Here is a 17,411-nt window from a genome sequence, read left to right on the forward strand (position 1 = left end):
AGGCATGGGCGTAAGCCGCGCACTACTGCTGTTGCTGTGTTTAGGGGCGCTGCTCGGTGTGCCGGCGGCCGAATCGGCGCCGCTGCCCGGCAAGATCCGTGCGGCCAGCGAAGAGTGGGCCGACTACACCCAGGCCGATGGCCAGGGCATGGGCTGGGACATCTTGCGGGCAGTGTTCGAGCCTGAAGGCGTCAAGCTGGAGATCCGCAGCGTGCCCTACACCCGCTCGATCGGGTTGGTGCAACGTGGGGAGATGGACGCACAGGTCGGCGCCTATCGCGATGAAACCGAAGGGCTGCTGTACCCGCATTGGCACTACGACGTCGATCATATCTATGCCCTGGGGCTGGCCTCCAAGCCATCACCGACGCTGGCGACGATTGGCAACTATCGACTGGTGTGGATGCGCGGGTACGAATACAACAACTACCTGCCCAACATCCGGCGTTTCAATGAAATTCACCGCGCCGTGGGTATCTTGCCGATGCTGGCCCATGATCGTGCCGATTTTTATATCGATGCGTTGATGGAAATCCAGGATGTGCTCGCCAAGGCCGACGATCCCAAGCAATTCAAACTCTCGCCGCTGATCAACCTGCCGCTGTACCTGGGGTTCGCCAACAACGAAAACGGCCGCGCATTGCGGGCGCTGTTCGACCGCCGCATGGAAGTGCTGGTGAAGAGTGGCGAGTTGAAACCGATTTTCGAACGCTGGAAGCAACCCTATCCGTTTGACGAGAATGGCCAGCCACCGAAGCCGTGATTAAACTTTTCGATGATGATGGTGAGTAATTCAGCCTAAACGTCTGTAGGAACCTGCTGTTACAATGCCCGTCTCTGCGAATCTCCAGTACTAGATCAGGAGCACACCGGTGCCTGTCGTTTTTGTTGCCGCTTCCAAGCTGCCAACGCCCTTTGCGCAATTCACCATGCATGGTTTTCTCGATGAAGCCACCGGTCGCGAACACGTTGTGCTGAGCCTGGGTGATTTCGCCGACGGCGCTCCGGTACTCGGCCGCCTGCACTCCGAATGCCTGACGGGCGATGCCCTGTTCAGCCAGCGCTGCGATTGCGGCTCGCAACTCGAAGCGGCATTGCAGGCCATCGCCCGTGAAGGTCGTGGCGTGTTGCTGTACCTGCGCCAGGAAGGGCGTGGCATTGGCCTGCTGAACAAGATCCGCGCCTATGAGCTGCAAGACGGCGGTGCGGACACGGTGGAAGCCAACGAGCGCCTCGGCTTTGCCGCCGACTTGCGCGACTACAGCATCTGCTTGCCGATGCTCGAGCACCTGGGTATCAAGTCCTTGCGGTTGATGACCAACAATCCGCGCAAGGTCAAGGCGCTGACCGACATGGGTATCGTGGTGGCCGAGCGCGTGCCGCTGCACACCGGCCACAACCCGCACAACAAACTCTACCTGGCAACCAAGGCCAGCAAGCTCGACCACATGATGGGCAACGAGCACCAGGGCGAGGTCGACCGGGCGTGACGCGCGGTCAGGTTCGGCGGCGGCTGGCCGTCAGTTGGTGGCAGTACCTGGCGCTGGCCTTGCTGCCGCTGTTCGTGATCAACGCGGTATTCGGCCAGGGCGAGGCGATCCTGCCGGTGCTGGCGATGCCGCTGTTCATTGCGGGCGTGGCGTCGATGTTTGTCAGCCTGCGGTTTTTCGGCGGCTATAAAAACGCCCTGATCGCCACGCAAAAGTCCCTCGATACACCTGAAGAACCCCAAGCCTGGATCACCCTGGCGGCGCGGCGGCGCGCAGCCTTCCTGGTGGCAGGCCTGCCAGCGTGGATTGGCGCCTTGGCGGTGTTCGTCGGCCTCGAAGCAGTGCCGCTGATGCTCCTGGCGTTGTCCACCGCCGTGTTGTTCTACCTGTATCGCATCCCGCGTCAGCTCGGTTGATGCGTCTCTGGCTGGCGGTCCTGCTGCTGGCCGCCAGCGCCTCGACGGTGGCGGCGACCCGTGTGGTCAGCCTGGCGCCCTCGCTCTCGGAAATCGTTGTCGAGCTCGATTCTGCCGACCTGCTGGTGGGCGTGTTGGATGGCGGTGAACGTCCGCCGGTCCTGAAGGATCTGCCTTCGGTTGGGCGTTACGGCCAGTTGGACATGGAGCGTTTGCTCAGCCTCAAGCCTGATCTGCTCCTGCTCTGGCCGGGCAGTGTGGGCCCGGCGCAGCGCGAGCAGCTCAAGCGGTTGGGCATTGCGACCTATACCGCCGAGCCCCACCGCCTCGATCAACTCATCACGCAAATCGAAGACATCGCCACCCAGCTCGGCCGTCCGGAACGGGGCGTGCAGCGAGCAGCGCAGTTGCGCGCACGCCTTGAGACGCTGCGTCAACGCTACCGACGGGACACGCCAGTGTCGGTGTTCTATCAGGTCTGGGACCGGCCGCTGTACACCGTCGGAGGTGGGCAGATCATCAGTGACGCGCTGGCCGTGTGTGGCGCCCACAATGTTTTCGCCGACCTTGATCTACCGGCGCCGCAGGTGAGCGTGGAGTCGGTGTTGCAGCGTCAACCGCAGATGATCCTGGCCACGGACCCGACGCAGCTCGATGCCTGGAAGGCCTGGCCGGTGGCGCAGGGGAGGTTGCTGTTGGTCAATGACAAAGGGCTGGAGCGGCCCAGCGGGCAGATGATCGAGGCGACGGCGCGGTTGTGCGGGTTGATTGCGCCCGATCGGTAGACCACGGCGCCTGCAATCGCGAGCAAGCTCGCTCCCACAGGTTTTGTTGTGAACACAAAACTTGTGGTCACTGAAGATCAACTGTGGGAGCGAGCTTGCTCGCGATGAGGCCAGTCCAGACGCTACAGGTTCTGGATCAGAGCGCCGGGGTCCAAGTCACCCCAAACAACCACGCCCGACCTTCCTCCCGATACCCATATTGCTGACTGTCATGGCTATACAGCGCCCGGCTGTAGCCCTTGTCCAACAGGTTATCCACCTTCATCTCCAGCTTCACTTCCCGGCTCAGCGCCCAGCTGCCGCGCAGCCCGAGCAGGGCATAGCCGCCCAGGGCATTGCGGTTGTTCTCGTCGTCGTAGCTGCCACTCACCGCTTGCCAGGTGGCACCGAGGCCCAGGCGATCGAATTGCCGATCCAGGTCCAGGTTCAGCGTCCGTCGGGCGCGGCGGGCGAGGGTATGGCCGCTGTCGCGGTCGCGCGGGTCGATAAGGGCCAGGCCCAGCTTGCCCTGCCAGCCGAACAGTTCTTGCCGGTAGGCCATCTCGAAGCCGTTGATCCGCGCCGAAGCGACGTTCTGCGGACGTGAGTCGCGGCCAAAAATGATCGCGTCTTCCAGGTCGGTGCGGTACAGCGAAGCCTCGAGGCTGGCACGGTCGCTCAGTTGGCTGCGCCATTGCAGTTCGTAGCCCTTGGCGGTCTCGGGTTTCAGGTCGGGGTTGCTGTAGTCCGGGTAGTACAGGTCGTTGAAGGTCGGCGCGCGGAAGCTTTCGCTGTAGGTCAGCAGCACATCGTTGTCCGGGTTGACCGGCAGGGTCAGGGTGCCGCTCCAACTGTTCTGTCCACCAAATTGCTGGTTCTGGTCGCGACGCAGGCCCAGTTCGGTGGAAAACCTTTCGGCCCGGAAGCGGTGCTGGATAAACGCTGCGCGGTTCCAGCGACTGTCTTCATCGAACGGTGTGCTGCTGTTGACCCGGTCCTGATACCCGTCGCCGCCCACGATCAGGCTGTTGCGCTCGTCGAGCGTCACGTCGTTCTGCCAGGTCAGCGAATCACGATAGGTATTGAAGATCTCCCGCACACCGCTGAGCTTGTCGTAGGTGTTCTCGCGGTTCTCGCTGTGGCCCAATTCGAGGCGGGATTTCCAGGCATCGTTGATTCGCCCGTCCACATAACTGCTGAAACTGCTCACGGCAAATTCGCTGTAGGGCTGCTGGGGCAGGGACTCGAAGGTGTTGGGGTCGAAACGGCCGAATGGGTTGTCGTATTCGCTCTTGCCGCGGTTATCCAGCAGGTTCACGCCGACTTCCAGATCATCGCTGGGCGCATGGCTCAAACTCAGGCTGAAGGACCGATTGCGGTTCGCGTCGTCGTCGCGGTCGCTGGCGTAGGACTCGTGGGTCCGATTGCTTCCTGCGGTTTCGTCCAGGCTCGCGCCCAGGTTGAAGCGGGTCTGCTCGTCGCCTCCGGACAGGCCCACGCTGCGTTCCCATGTCCTGTGGCTGCCAACACCCAGGTGCAAGCGTGGTTGCAGGCCTTGTTCGGTACCGCGTCGGGTAAAAATCTGAATGACCCCGCCCACCGCGTCGGCGCCATAGATGACCGATCGCGAGCCGCGCAAGACTTCCACCCGTTCGATCTGGTTGATGTTCAGGCGCTGCAGGTTGCTGTCGCCGGAGGTGGCGTTGCCGATGCGCTGGCCGTCCACCAGCACCAGGCTCTGGGCTGACTTGGTGCCGCGAATATAGATCCCCGGCAGGCTGCCGCGCCCGCCCAGTGGCGCAACCTGCACACCCGGGACGCGGCTGAGCAGGTCGGTGACGCTGGCCGGTTGCAGGCGTTCGATGTCGTCGCGGGTGAAGATCGTGTTGGCGGCGCTGCTGTCATTGCGGGCCTCGACCTGGCGGTTGGCGCTGATCAGGATATCGGGCAACGTCAGTGCTTGATCGCGTTCGAAGGTGTCGGCCAGCAGGTCGGGGATGGGTAGCAGGGCGAGGGTGAGGGCGAGGCGGTGTTTCATGGGTGTTCTGGATATTTCAAATCTACACAGATCCTTGTGGGAGCGAGCTTGCTCGCGATAGCAGTGTGTCAGGCCATGGATGGGTTGGCTGATCGTCCGCTATCGCGAGCAAGCTCGCTCCCACAGGGTCTTGTGTTGGTTGGTCTTAAAGGCCCAACAGCTGCAACCGCAGCCGCACCGCCGCTTCGATCCCCGCCTCGTCCAGCCCGCATTCGGCCAACATCTGCGCCGGCTTGGCGTGTTCGACGTAGGTATCCGGCAGACCCAGGTGCAGCACTGGCTTGAGGATGTTTTCCCGCGCCAGGCATTCGCTGACTGCCGAGCCGGCGCCGCCCATGATGGCGTTCTCTTCGACGGTTACCAGCAGTTCGTGGCTGGCGGCCATCTCGCGGACCATGGCTTCGTCCAGGGGTTTGACGAAACGCATGTCCACCACGGTGGCATCGAGTGTCTCGGCGACTTTCAGCGCCTCGGCCAGTTGTACGCCAAACACCAGCAGGGCCGTTTGCTTGCCCTGGCGACGGATCACGCCCTTGCCGATCTCGATCGGCTCCAATTCGCTTTCAATCGTGGCGTTCGGACCGGTGCCACGCGGGTAGCGCACCGCCGCCGGGCCGTTGAACAGGTGGCCGGTGGTGAGCATCTTGCGCAGTTCGTTTTCATCGCTTGGCGTCATGACCAGCATGCCGGGGATGCAACGCAGGTACGACAAGTCGAAGCTCCCGGCATGGGTCGGGCCGTCTTCGCCCACCAGCCCGGCGCGGTCGATGGCGAACAGCACGTCGAGGTTCTGCACGGCTACGTCGTGGACCAGTTGGTCATAGCCGCGCTGCAGGAACGTCGAGTAGATCGCCACGACAGGCTTGGCGCCTTCGCAGGCCATGCCGGCGGCGAGGGTCACCGCGTGTTGTTCGGCAATCGCCACGTCGAAATAACGCTGCGGGTAGCGTTCGCTGAAGGCCACCAGGTCCGAGCCTTCCTTCATTGCCGGGGTGATGCCCACCAGGCGCGGGTCGGCGGCGGCCATGTCGCACAGCCATTGGCCGAACACGCCGGAATACTTCGGTCCGCCGGCCTTTTTCGGCGCGGCCGCCGGGGCGTCCAGGGGTTCGAGCTTGGTGATGGCGTGGTAGCCGATCGGGTCGACTTCCGCCGGGGCGAAGCCTTTGCCTTTCTTGGTGACCACGTGCAGGAACTGCGGGCCCTTGAGGTCGCGCATGTTGCGCAACGTGGCGATCAGCGTGGGCAGGTCGTGGCCGTCGATAGGGCCGATGTAGTTCCAGCCCAGCTCTTCGAACAGCGTGCCGGGGACCAGCATGCCCTTGGCGTATTCTTCGGTGCGGCGGGCGATTTCCCAGGCGCCGGGCAGGCGCGACAAGACCTTCTTGCTGCCTTCGCGCATGCTGGCGTAGGTGCGGCTGGAAAGGATCTTCGCCAGGTAGTTGGACAAGCCGCCAACGTTGCGCGAGATCGACATGTCGTTGTCGTTGAGGATCACCAGCATGTTGGCGTCGACTTCCGGCGCATGGTTCAGCGCCTCGAAGGCCATGCCGGCGGTCAGTGCGCCGTCGCCGATCACGGCGATCGCCTTGCGTTCGCTGTTTTGCAGGCGGGCGGCAATCGCCATGCCCAGGGCGGCGCTGATGGAGGTGCTGGAGTGGCCGACGCCAAAGGTGTCGTATTCGCTCTCGGAGCGACGCGGGAAGGCGGCGATGCCGTCCTTCTGGCGCAGCGTGCCCATGCGGTCGCGACGCCCGGTGAGGATTTTATGCGGATACGCCTGGTGCCCGACGTCCCACACCAGCCGGTCGTCCGGGGTGTCGAACACGTAATGCAACGCGATGGTCAGCTCGATGACGCCAAGGCCCGCGCCGAAGTGCCCACCGGTCTGGCCGACCGTGTAGAGCAGTTCCAGGCGCAACTCATCGGCCAGGGTTTCCAGCTCGGCTTCACCCAGGCGACGCAGGCCGTCCGGCGTGTTGGCGCGGTCCAGCAGGGGCGTGGTCGGGCGCTTGCGGGGAATCTCTTGGAACGTCGTGGGCATCAGGCGAATCGTTATAGGTATAGAAAGAGGCGGCAGTTTACCTTATGCATCGCAAGCTGCCCACGCGTCGGCCGGAACTTGGCCGATACGCACTTAAATGGGTTGACCGTGTATCAGCTGCGTCGTTCGACGATATAACGCGCCAGATCGCGCAACGGTTCGGCCGCCGCGTCAAAGGGTCGCAGCGCAGCCAGGGCCTGGTCGCGCAGTTCCAGGGCGTAGGCCTTGGCGGCATCGAGGCCGAGCAGGGCCGGGTAGGTCGGCTTGTCCCGCGCGATGTCGGCGCCTTGGCGCTTGCCCAGGGTCTGGGTATCGCTTTCGACGTCGAGAATGTCGTCCTGCACCTGGAATGCCAGGCCGATGGCCCGGGCGTAGATCTGCAAGGCTTGCAGCTGTGCGGGCGTGGCCCGGCCGCTGGCCAGGGCGCCGAGCTTGACGCTGGCTTCGATCAGCGCGCCGGTCTTGTGCCGGTGCATGTATTCCAGCGCGTCCTGATCGAGCTTCAAGCCCACCGAACCGAGGTCGATGGCCTGGCCTCCGACCATTCCTGCAGGGCCTGCCGCCAAAGCCAGGGCGCTGACCATGTCCAGGCGAACCTGCGCCGGGCAATCGCTCAGGGTCGGGTCCAGCAGTGCACTGAAGGCCAGGCTCTGCAGGCCATCACCGGCCAGGATCGCGCAAGCTTCGTCGAATTTTTTGTGGGTCGTTGGCTGGCCGCGACGCAGGTCGTCATCGTCCATGGCCGGCAGGTCGTCATGCACCAGGGAATAGGCGTGAATCAGCTCAACCGCGCAGGCAGCGCCGTTGGCCTGCTCGGCCGCGCCGCCGAGGGCTTCGCACGCCGCATAGGCGAGCAGCGGCCGCACGCGCTTGCCGCCGTTCATCACGCTGTAGCGCATGGCTTCGTACAGCCGCGCCAGTTCCGGACTCGGGGCGCTGAACAAGCTATCCAGTGCAGCATTGACCCGGGCCTGGCTGCTGGCCTGATACGCGCCGATCATTCAGGCTGTTCCGCGTCGAATGGTTCTTCGGTCAACTCACCGTCGCGCTCAAGCAGCAATTGCACCTTCTGCTCGGCCTGGGCCAATGCCGCCTGGCAGTCGCGAGTCAAGCCGATACCTTGCTCGAAAGCAGTCAGCGAGTCTTCCAGCGACAATTCGCCGTTCTCCAGCCGTTCGACCAGTGTTTGCAGGTCGGCCAGAGATTGTTCGAAATCCAGTGCAGCTTTTTTGCGGGCCATGGCGGCTATTCCGGTTGACTGTTAAACCGGCGCGACACTAGCAGACATGGGGTGTTCGGGCAAATCAGGGCGGGGTAACGCGGGCTGTGATCCAGGGCTTTTGTGGCGAGGGAGCTTGCTCCCGCTGGGCTGTGTAGGAGCTGTCGAGCGAAGCGAGGCTGCGATCTTTCCCGAGACACTTGAATCTCAAGCGAAAGATCAAAAGATCAAAAGATCAAAAGATCAAAAGATCAAAAGATCGCAGGCTTCGCCAGCTCCTACGGGGCGCAGCCCAGCGGGAGCAAGCTCCCTCGCCACAATCGGGTATTCAGTTGTCTGGATAGTTGATTCTGTACCGGGTGCTGCGTCCGCCACCGGGCATCCGCTCCAGGCAGCCTTTTTCCAGCAGTTCCGCCAGGTGTCGCGTGGCCGTCGCCTTTGAGACCTTGGCCACGGCCTGGTATTGAGCGGCACTGATCCCCTGTTCGAACCCTTTTTCACCTCCATCGAGTAGCCGGTCAAGCACTTTGGTCTGTTCAGGGGTGAGCGCTGAGGCGCGATGGGCCTGCCAGAACCGTGTCTTGCCCAGCACGCTTTCGATTTGCGCCATCGCTGTGTGCAGGCTGCGCAACAGCGTTTGCAGAAACCAGGTCAGCCAGGCGGTGATATCCAGCGTGGCCTTCTGGCTGTTTTCAAGGATTCGGTAATAACCGGCGCGGTCATCCAGGATGCTTACGGACATGGCGTAGAAGCGGATCGCCTGGGCCTCGCCCTGAGCCAATGCCAGGTCGGTCAGGGTGCGGGTCAGGCGGCCATTGCCATCGTCGAATGGGTGCAGGGTGACGAACCAGAAATGAGCGATGCCGGCTCGCAGCAATGGGTCGAGATCGACCTGATGACGGCTTGCCTCGAACCAGTCGACAAACTGCTGCAACTGCTCTTCAAGACCCTGGCGCGGGGGGGGCTCGAAGTGAACGGTAGGTCGGTCCAGCCTGCCCGAGACCACTTGCATCGGTTCATCGCCGCGTAGCGTGCCGACGCGGATCTGCCGATGAGCCAGATCGCTGGTTTGATCAGGAAACAGCCACTCGTGCCAATCCAGCAAGCGCTCGACAGTCAGCGGCTGGTTGAAATGCCGGGTTGCGTCCAGCAACAGATTCGCCAAGCCCTCGCTGCGTGGGCTGGCGGGGTTATTGTCGACGGGCTCCAGACCTAGTCGACGGGCCAGGGACGAGCGCACCGAGCCCACATTCAGTTGTTCTCCTTCAATGGCCGAGGAGGTCACGATGTTTTGCAGCAAGGCATCCAATTCATTCTGGGCGTTGAGCGAAGCCGTGACCGCGCCCGTCATGCCAAGCAGTTGGCCTTGGGCCTGCACGCATTCGCGCAGCAGCGGTGCCAATGTTTCAGCATGCCAGCGAAAGTCGGGCCAATCGGGCTGTTGCCAGATCCAGTGGGGTGCCATGGGCCTGTCCAGAATGAATTGAGCCGAATAATAGCGCTATTCGGCTCATGCCCTTCTCAGTACGTGATTTCCCACACAGAATCGCGTGTTCCCCGATTGTGAAAAATCCGTCAAATGGCTACTCTTCGCGCCATCTTCGGCCCCTCGTAACGGGGCCTTCAGACGAAACCCGAATAATGACAAACAGCGCCCCGGGAAGGGTGTCGGGTTGCGTCGTGCATGGCAGGAGGCTTACGTGCGTTTTCTTTCTTTACTGATCGTGTTGCTCGGTGCGCCGCTGGCGTGGGCCGGGCCTTCGGCTGAAATGTCGGAGCCGGTCGGCGGCTGGCGCTACAGCGGCTTGCTCGATCGCACGGAAAACCCCCAGGTCGCCTATCCCACGCCGCCCATCGACCGCGGCATCCAGCGCAATCGCACGATGATCGAGGGCCGGATCAAGGACATGGGCACGGCGCGCCAGCCCCACAGCCTGTCGGTCAACGGCAACCCGCTGAATCTCTACACCGATGAAGAGGGCCGCTTCGCCCGGCCGTATGCGTTCGGCGCCGGCTCCAACAGTGTCGAAGTGCGCAGCTCCGAGGGCCAGTCTCTCAAGCGCGTGCAGTTCTATGAAGCCAACCACTTGCGCACCCCGGCGCAGATCCGCGTGGTGCTGGGCTGGGACGATCCGAACGCCGAACTCGACCTGCATATCGTCACACCCGACGGCCAACATGCCTTCTTTGGCCAGCCGGCCCTGAGCAACGGCGGCGGCCTGGACCCGGACGGGGTCGACGGTCCCGGTCCCGAAATGTTCACCATGACCGCGCCGATGCACGGCACCTACCTGGTCTACGTGAACTATTGGGGCAACTACGGCGACGGCGGCTACAACTTCGATGAAACCAGCAACCAGAACGAGGTGATCACCTCGCAGATCAACCTGGTGCTCAACGAAAACACCGTCGATGAAAGACGCGAGACCTTTGTCGTGCCCCTGCGCGCCATTGGCGATCTGTTGCTGGTCAAGACTTTCAATTACTAATCCGTTCCTCGGATGAACAGGCCCTTGTGAATATGAGCGACAACACTGCTTCCCCGACCACGCCGACACCTGTCGCCAAACCTGGACGCCGCTGGCCGGTGATTCTGCTCGGGCTGTGCCTGGTGGCCGGCGCGGCCGGCGGGTTGGGCTGGTTCATGACCAAGCCCAAGGCGCCGCCCATGGAGCTGGCGTTGGAAAAACTCGGCGTGAGTCGTCCCGACGGCTTGATCGAGGCCCATTCCCTGAGCCAGTTGCCCAAGGATCTCCTGGCGGTGCCGTTCCTCAAGGCCACCCTCACCGAGGACTTCGTCTTCTATTACGAAGCCCACGCCGACCGCCTCGGCCTGATCGGCAGCCTGCGCCGGATCATCTACGAGCATGACCTCAAGCTGCAGGACAGCCTGATCGAGCAGCTGTTCGACCAGCCGGCGGACGTGGCGTTGTGGCGCGGGGCGGATGGCCGTCTCAAGGATTTCCTGCTGGTGATGGATCGCGGCGGGCTGGCGAAGGTGCTGGAGCCGCTGGCGAAAGTCGCGCTGGATGACACCCAGTTGAGCAAGCTGGGTGACTTGAAGGTGAGCGGCGATGACGTTGCGCTCTACCAGCTCAGCTATAACGCGAGCAAATCCCTGGTCTTCGCCTCCCATGGCGACAAGTTGGTCGTGCTGTCCAACCCGACCAAGCTTTACGACAAGGGCAATGGCCCCACCGATGAAGCGGGCATGGTGTCGACCCAGGCCCTCGAGGCGCTGCTGGCCGGCGAAAAACTCTTCCCCGAAGCCTTCGGCCTCACGGCCAAGGCCCCGGAGGTCAAGCAACGCATCTCGGTCAACGCCAGTGTCCTCGCCATGGGCTACCAGCGGTTCATCCCGAACTTCGCCGGCTTGCGCTTCGACATGGACGACAAGGGCTGGCACAGCTTCCTGGCCATGGACGAGTTGGAAAACCAGCCGGATTTCGACTTCAAGCCAATCTGGCAAGCCATGCCCATGGGCGCCAGTGCCTGCGTGGCCTTGCCCCTGGCCGCGGAGCAGCAGAAACCGTTGCTGGTCAAGCTCGGCGCCGAGGAAAAAGCCGCCCAGGCCATGGTCGATCACGTCGCGGGCGCGGCGGGCCTGTGCTGGTACGCCGATTCCCGGCTGTACACGCCGCTGCTGGTGGCGAGCCTGAACGAAGACGACGGCAAGCTCGACGCCGACCTGGGCAACCTGTTCGGTTCGATGGTCGGGGCCTATGAAAACAACGTCGCCGAACACGCGTTCCCGGTGGTGGAGAAGCAAGAAGGTTCGACGCACCAATGGCAACGCCAGGTCAGTTCCAACTTCGGGCCTTATTCGGCCAAGGAAGCGCAGCAGCCCGAGGCGATCACCGGCAAGGCGTTCATGCGCGTCAGCCTGGCACGCCACGGTTCGACCTTGCTGTTCTCCCTGGATGACAAGTTGGTCGACAAGGCCCTCGGCACCCTCGACAAACGCTTCCCGCCCATGGCCGACGTGGTGCCCAAGGACCTGCTGATGCCGGTCTACTTCGGCCCGGATTCCATGGCGCAACTGATGCAGCGCGAAACCCTCGACAGCCTGCCCCAGGACATGGAGCCGGTGTTCTACAACGCCGCGCAAACCTACCTGATCCCGAAACTGCGCACCCTTGGCGGCTACGGCAAATACGCCCTGACCTTGCCAGCAGGCAGCGAGCCGGACGGCCATTGGCAGTGGCTGCCGCTGGAATGGAAAGCGCTGTGACAGGACTGATCCGCCACCGCGCGTATGGGTTGCTGCTGGCGTTGCTGCTCGGCGGGCCTGCGCTTGCCGTCGAGGCGCCGGCGCTGGACGCGCAGCAGTCCCAGGTATTCCGTGCCTGGTTCGTGCGCATCGCCCAGGAACAACTGACCAAAGGCCCGAGCCCGCGCTGGTATCAGCAGGATTGCGCCGGGCTGGTGCGCTTCGCCGCCAACGAAGCACTGAAGATCCACGATGAAAAATGGCTGCGCAGCAATGGCCTGTCCAATCGCTACCTGCCGCCGGAGCTGCCGCTCAGCGATGCGCAACGCAGCCTCGCCCAGCAATGGCAGCAGGGCGGCGGCAAGGTCGGGCCCTACGTCAACGCGATCAAGCTGATCCAGTTCAACAGCCGCCTGGTGGGCCGGGATGTCACCCAGGCCCGACCCGGCGACCTGATGTTCTTCGACCAGGGCGACGACCAGCACCTGATGATCTGGATGGGCCGCTACATCGCCTATCACACCGGCACGACCACCCCAACCGACAACGGCATGCGCTCCGCAAGCCTGCAACAACTCATGAACTGGAAGGACACCCGATGGATACCCGACGCAGCCAACCCCAACTTCATCGGCGTCTATCGACTCAACTTTCTCACCCAATGACCGGTGCCCGCATGCTGCGCTTGTGTTCAAAACTGCCCCTGCTGTTCGCCCTGTTGCTGGCGCCCCTGGTGAATGCCGAAGACACCGTGGAGCCCAGCGGCTATACGCCGGTGTCCGGTGAAAGCTTCTTCCTGCTGGCGGACAGCAGCTTCGCCAGCGACGAGCAAGCCATGGTTCGCCTCGAGGCACCGGGGCGCGACTACCGTCGGTTCCGCATGGAGCCCTACGGCGGCGCTGATATCCGCGTCTATCGGATCGAAAAACCGCTGGAGTTCCTCAAGCGCCAGAAGAACCTGCACCGCGTGGTCAGCGACGGCCAGTTCAAGGGCGAAGGCCTGTCGAACACCCTGGCGTACCTGTGGGACAACTGGTACCGCAAATCCCGTCGGGTGATGCAGCGGGCGTTCTCCTACGAGTCCCGCCAGCAGGTCACCGAAGAAGTGCCGGAGCTGAAGATCGGCGACGCCCTGGTCGCGCCGACGCCGTACGACGCACCGGCGCAATTCGCCTTGATCCCCGGTTTGCCGGTGGTCAGCCAGTTCCGCTACCCGCTGTGGCAGGCCAAGCCGATCCAGCCGCCGGCGGGCGTCAACCTGGCCGGTTCGTCCAGCGAGTTCGTCAGCGTCGCGCCGGGCAACGTCTACGTGCCGCTGGGCCAGTTGAAGCCGGGCCTGTACCTGGTGGAAGCGCTGATCGGCAAGTACCGCGCGACCACCATGGTCTTCGTCTCCAACACTGTGGCCGTGAGCAAGATCGCCGGTGACGAACTGCTGGTCTGGGCCGCACGCAAGCATGAAGGGCGCTCGGTGCCCAAGGTGAACGTGTTGTGGACCGACGGCCTGGGCGTGATGAGCAGCGGGGCCACCGATGAAGACGGCCTGTTGCGCCTCAAGCACGTCAGCCCGGAGCGTTCGTTCGTCATCGGTGAAGACGAGGAGGGCGGGGTATTCGTCTCCGAGAACTTCTATTACGACAGCGAAATCTACGACACCAAGCTCTACGCCTTCACCGATCGGCCGCTGTACCGGCCGGGGGATTGGGTGTCGCTGAAAATCGTTGGCCGTGAGTTCAAGAACGCCCGTGATTCGGTGCAACCGACCGCCGCCGACGTCAACGTCAGCGTGCTCGATGCCACCGGCACCGCGCTGCAAACCCTGGCCCTGAAGCTCGATTCCAAGGCCGGCACCCAAGGCCGTTTCCAACTGCCGGAAAACGCCGTGGCCGGTGGCTACGAGCTGCGCTTCAGCTACAAGGACCAGCTCTACAGCAGCGCCTTCCGCGTAGCCGAATATATCAAGCCGCACTTCGAGATCGCGCTGAACCTGGCCAAGCAGGACTACCGCACCGGCGAGCCGGTCAAGGGCAGCCTGGTGCTGCTGTACCCCGACGGCAAACCGGTGGCGAACGCCAAGGTCAGCCTGAGCCTGCGCGCCCAGCAACTGTCGATGGTCGATAACGAGCTGCAATACCTGGGGCAATTCCCGGTCGAGCTGACCAGCAGTGAAGTCACCACCGATGCCAAGGGCAACGCCACGCTCGACCTGCCGGCCGCCGACAAGCCGAGCCGCTACACCCTCACCGTGTTCGCCAGTGATGGCGCGGCGTATCGGGTCAAGACCACCAAGGAAATCCTCATCGACCGCGGCGCGGCGAATTTCCGCCTGGGCGCGCCCCGCCGTTTCAGCGCAGCCGGCGAGAAAGTCGCGTTCAGCTACGCCAACGAAGGTGGCAACGAACAAAGCAAGGCCGTGACACCGGGCAGCTATGGCTGGGTGCGGCTGGAAGACCAGACCACCGGCGAAGGCAAACTGGCCGCCAAGGACAAGGGCTTCAGCCTGACCTTCGACCGCCCCGGCACCTACAACCTGACGCTCAAGGATGATCATGGCCGAGTCATCGGCGCGACCAGCCATGCGGTGACGGGCGAAGGCATCAAGGCCGTGCCGGGCACGGTCGAAATCGTCCTCGACAAAACCGAATACAAGACCGGTGACGAAGCCCTGGCGCTGATCACCTTCCCTGAACCGGTCAGCGATGCGCTGTTGTCGCTGGAGCGGGACAAGGTCGAGGCCACCGCGATGCTCTCCAAAGGCGCCGGCTGGCTGAAAATGGAGAAACTCAGCGACACCCAGTACCGCGCACGCATTGCCGTGAAGGATCACTTCGCGCCGAACCTGACCTTCTCCGTGTTGTACACCAAGGGCGGCCAATACAGCTTCCAGAACGCCGGCATCAAGGTCATTACACCGCAGATCGACGTCGCGATCACCACCGACAAAGCCACCTATCGCCCCGGCGACACGGTGACCGTCGACCTGGGCACCCAATTCGCCGGCAAGGCGATTCCCGCGCACCTGACCGTCAGCGTTGTCGATGAAATGGTCTATGCGCTGCAACCGGAAGTCGCGCCGACCATCGACCAGTTCTTCTATCACCCGCGCCGCAACAACGTGCGCACCAGCGCCAGCCTGTCGTTCATCAGCTACGACGTGGCGCTGCCGGGCAGCCCCGGCGCGCCGGGCAAGGCCAACCGCAGCGAGCGTGGGGTCAAGGTGCTGGAGCGGCCGCGTCGCGAAGACGTCGACACCGCCGCCTGGCAACCGGAGCTGGTCACCGACGCCAACGGCAAGGCCCGCTTTACCTTCAAGATGCCGGACTCGTTGACCCGCTGGCGCATCACCGCCAAGGCGATCGCCGACGATGGCCAAGTCGGCCAGAAGAAACAGTTCATCGCCTCGGAAAAACCGCTGTACCTGAAGTGGAGCGGCCCGACCCGCTTCCGCACGGGCGACAAGCCGCAACTGGGCCTGTTCGCTTTCAGCCAGTCCGAGAAACCGTTGAAGGCCGAGTTGCTGATCCGTTACGCCGGCGCCGAACAGCGCGTGGTGGCGGACCTGAAGAACGGCATCAACTACGTCGCGCTGCCAGCCATGGCCTTGAGCGACGGCGACCTGACCGTCCAGTTGCAGTTGAACGGTGAGACCCAGGACGCCCTGGCGATGCACCTCAATGCCAGCGGCAACGGTTGGCAAGTCACCCAGAGCCAACGCCTCGACGTGGCCAGCGGCGACACACCACTGAACTTGCCGGCGGACGCCAGCGATATCCGCCTGCGCCTGGATGACAGCCCGCAAGCGCTGTTCCGTTCGGCCCTGGACGACCTGCTCGGCTATCCGTATGGCGGCGTCGAGCAAACCGCCAGCCGCCTGCTGCCGTTGAGCATCGCGTATCCGACGCTGGCGTCGAACCCGCAGATCCGCGACCGCTTGCGGTTGATCATGCAAAACAGCCGCCTGCGCCTGGTGCAGATGGCCGGGCCTTCGGCGAGTTTCACCTGGTGGGGCCAGGACGGCGAGCCGGACGCGTTCCTCACTGCCTATGCCTATTACGCCGACTGGAACGCCAGCAAGGCCCTGGACCTGAACCTGCCGCCGGAACACTGGCAGCGGGTGCTGGAGGTCTATGCCAAGCAGGCAGGCGATACACCGCTGTTGCAACGGGCGTTGATCCTGTCGTTCGCCAAGCAGATGCAATTGCCGGTGAACACTTTGCTCAGCGGTCTGATGGATGATCTGGCCAAGGCCAGTGAAGACAGCACCGAGAGCGTGCTGGACAGCGGCGAGGACAGCCTGGTCATGTACGCGCCGGATTCGGCCCTTGGCCTGGCCAGCGCCCGAGTGCTGACCGCGTCCCTCGCCAAGCAGGCGAAAGTGCCGCTGCCGGCAGCGTTCAGCCGTCAGGCCGACGCCGCGCAACAGCAACTGGAACTGAGCTCCCAGCCGTTCGTCGAGGCCCTGTTGTTGTCGGTGCAAGGCTTCGATCAGGCTCGCGCCAGCGCATTGCTGGAGCGCGTGCTGCCGCAGCAGTCCACCCTGGAGCGCGCCCTGGCCCTGACCTGGCTGCAGCGCAGCATCGAACAGGCCGCGCCGGCCGTGGCCCTGGCGCCGGGCGAAGGTTGGAAAGCCAAGCAAGGCGCGACCGGCGAAACCTACTGGCAATGGCAGGGCGCGCAGCTTCCAACGCAGCTGACCCTGACCGGCGCCCAGGAGCGTCCATTGCAAGCGGCGTTGAGCTTCCAGAGCCAGCAAGCCCCCGTGGCGCCGATGGCCGTGTCCATCACCCGGCGCCTGTCGCGCCTGGTGCCGGGCGACGAGGCGTTCACCTTCAAGCTTGAAGCCGTGGGCAACAAGCCGTTGTCCAGTGACGCCCTCTATCTGGATGAAGTGATCATCAACAGCAAGGCCGCGACGCCGCTGCGCTACGGCATGCTCGAAGTGCCGCTGCCGCCGGGCGCCGATGTGGAACGCACCACCTGGGGCATCCAATTGATGGGCAAGGCCGACAGCGAGCCGACGTCCCTGGAGAAGGCCCGCTTCGAGCCGGGCCAGATGGCATACGCGGTGCCGGTGGACGCCCTCAGTGGCGAGCTGCGCCTGCGGCACTTGGTGCGTTTCTCCCAGAAGGGGCAGTTCAGCTTGCCGCCGGTGCGCTTCACTCAGGTCTACGCGCCACAGAACCAGGCCCGCGAACAGAAACCGGCGCTCGGTCAGGTGACGGTCGACTGA

Annotated in this window: 13 protein-coding genes; 8 read left to right on the forward strand and 5 right to left on the reverse strand. The window is 63.6% G+C overall.

Annotated elements, in window-relative coordinates:
- The first annotated feature begins 4 nt into the window (after positions 1–4).
- The 4 genes from M8Q45_RS00275 (at position 5) to M8Q45_RS00290 (ending at position 2,691) form a co-directional block, all read left to right on the forward strand.
- Complete coding sequence (locus M8Q45_RS00275; RefSeq protein WP_249873153.1) at positions 5–763, forward strand: substrate-binding periplasmic protein; 759 nt, start codon at positions 5–7, stop codon at positions 761–763.
- A gap of 109 nt (positions 764–872) precedes the next feature.
- A complete protein-coding gene (gene ribA, locus M8Q45_RS00280; protein WP_030140454.1) occupies positions 873–1,490 on the forward strand; it encodes a GTP cyclohydrolase II in 618 nt (205 codons plus the stop codon).
- On the forward strand, positions 1,487–1,906 hold the full coding sequence (locus tag M8Q45_RS00285; protein ID WP_030140453.1) for a hypothetical protein: 420 nt from the start codon (positions 1,487–1,489) through the stop codon (positions 1,904–1,906). Before ribA ends, M8Q45_RS00285 begins: the two co-directional genes overlap by 4 nt.
- The gene (locus tag M8Q45_RS00290; RefSeq protein ID WP_249873154.1) at positions 1,906–2,691 is read left to right on the forward strand and encodes a cobalamin-binding protein; all 786 of its coding nucleotides are present in this window, start codon (positions 1,906–1,908) and stop codon (positions 2,689–2,691) included. Before M8Q45_RS00285 ends, M8Q45_RS00290 begins: the two co-directional genes overlap by 1 nt.
- 136 nt (positions 2,692–2,827) lie before the next feature.
- Here M8Q45_RS00290 and M8Q45_RS00295 read toward each other — a convergent pair whose 3' ends face one another.
- The 5 genes from M8Q45_RS00295 to M8Q45_RS00315 form a co-directional block, all read right to left on the reverse strand.
- Positions 2,828–4,708, reverse strand: a complete 1,881-nt coding sequence (locus M8Q45_RS00295; RefSeq protein ID WP_249873155.1) for a TonB-dependent receptor domain-containing protein — start codon at positions 4,706–4,708, stop codon at positions 2,828–2,830.
- 145 nt (positions 4,709–4,853) lie between these two features.
- The gene (dxs, locus tag M8Q45_RS00300; protein ID WP_249873156.1) at positions 4,854–6,752 is read right to left on the reverse strand and encodes a 1-deoxy-D-xylulose-5-phosphate synthase; all 1,899 of its coding nucleotides are present in this window, start codon (positions 6,750–6,752) and stop codon (positions 4,854–4,856) included.
- Positions 6,753–6,865: 113 nt separating this feature from the next.
- Entirely contained in the window at positions 6,866–7,753 is an 888-nt protein-coding gene (ispA, locus tag M8Q45_RS00305; protein ID WP_249873157.1) for a (2E,6E)-farnesyl diphosphate synthase, read from the reverse strand.
- Entirely contained in the window at positions 7,750–7,992 is a 243-nt protein-coding gene (locus M8Q45_RS00310; protein ID WP_003185917.1) for an exodeoxyribonuclease VII small subunit, read from the reverse strand. The genes ispA and M8Q45_RS00310 overlap by 4 nt, the downstream gene beginning before the upstream one ends.
- Positions 7,993–8,299: 307 nt before the next feature.
- Entirely contained in the window at positions 8,300–9,436 is a 1,137-nt protein-coding gene (locus tag M8Q45_RS00315) for a Fic family protein (protein ID WP_249873158.1), read from the reverse strand.
- A 235-nt stretch (positions 9,437–9,671) separates the two neighbouring features.
- Here M8Q45_RS00315 and M8Q45_RS00320 point away from each other — a divergent pair, with 235 nt between their 5' ends.
- The 4 genes from M8Q45_RS00320 to M8Q45_RS00335 are packed head-to-tail and all read left to right on the forward strand — an operon-like array spanning position 9,672 to position 17,411.
- Positions 9,672–10,460, forward strand: a complete 789-nt coding sequence (locus M8Q45_RS00320; protein WP_249873159.1) for a YfaP family protein — start codon at positions 9,672–9,674, stop codon at positions 10,458–10,460.
- A gap of 32 nt (positions 10,461–10,492) precedes the next feature.
- On the forward strand, positions 10,493–12,202 hold the full coding sequence (locus M8Q45_RS00325) for a DUF2138 domain-containing protein (protein ID WP_249873160.1): 1,710 nt from the start codon (positions 10,493–10,495) through the stop codon (positions 12,200–12,202).
- On the forward strand, positions 12,187–12,846 hold the full coding sequence (locus tag M8Q45_RS00330) for a DUF1175 domain-containing protein (protein WP_249873161.1): 660 nt from the start codon (positions 12,187–12,189) through the stop codon (positions 12,844–12,846). The genes M8Q45_RS00325 and M8Q45_RS00330 overlap by 16 nt, the downstream gene beginning before the upstream one ends.
- Positions 12,843–17,411, forward strand: a complete 4,569-nt coding sequence (locus tag M8Q45_RS00335) for an alpha-2-macroglobulin family protein (RefSeq protein ID WP_249877245.1) — start codon at positions 12,843–12,845, stop codon at positions 17,409–17,411. The genes M8Q45_RS00330 and M8Q45_RS00335 overlap by 4 nt, the downstream gene beginning before the upstream one ends.

It is taken from the genome of Pseudomonas sp. T1.Ur, from assembly GCF_023516725.1.
Lineage (GTDB): Bacteria > Pseudomonadota > Gammaproteobacteria > Pseudomonadales > Pseudomonadaceae > Aquipseudomonas > Aquipseudomonas alvandae.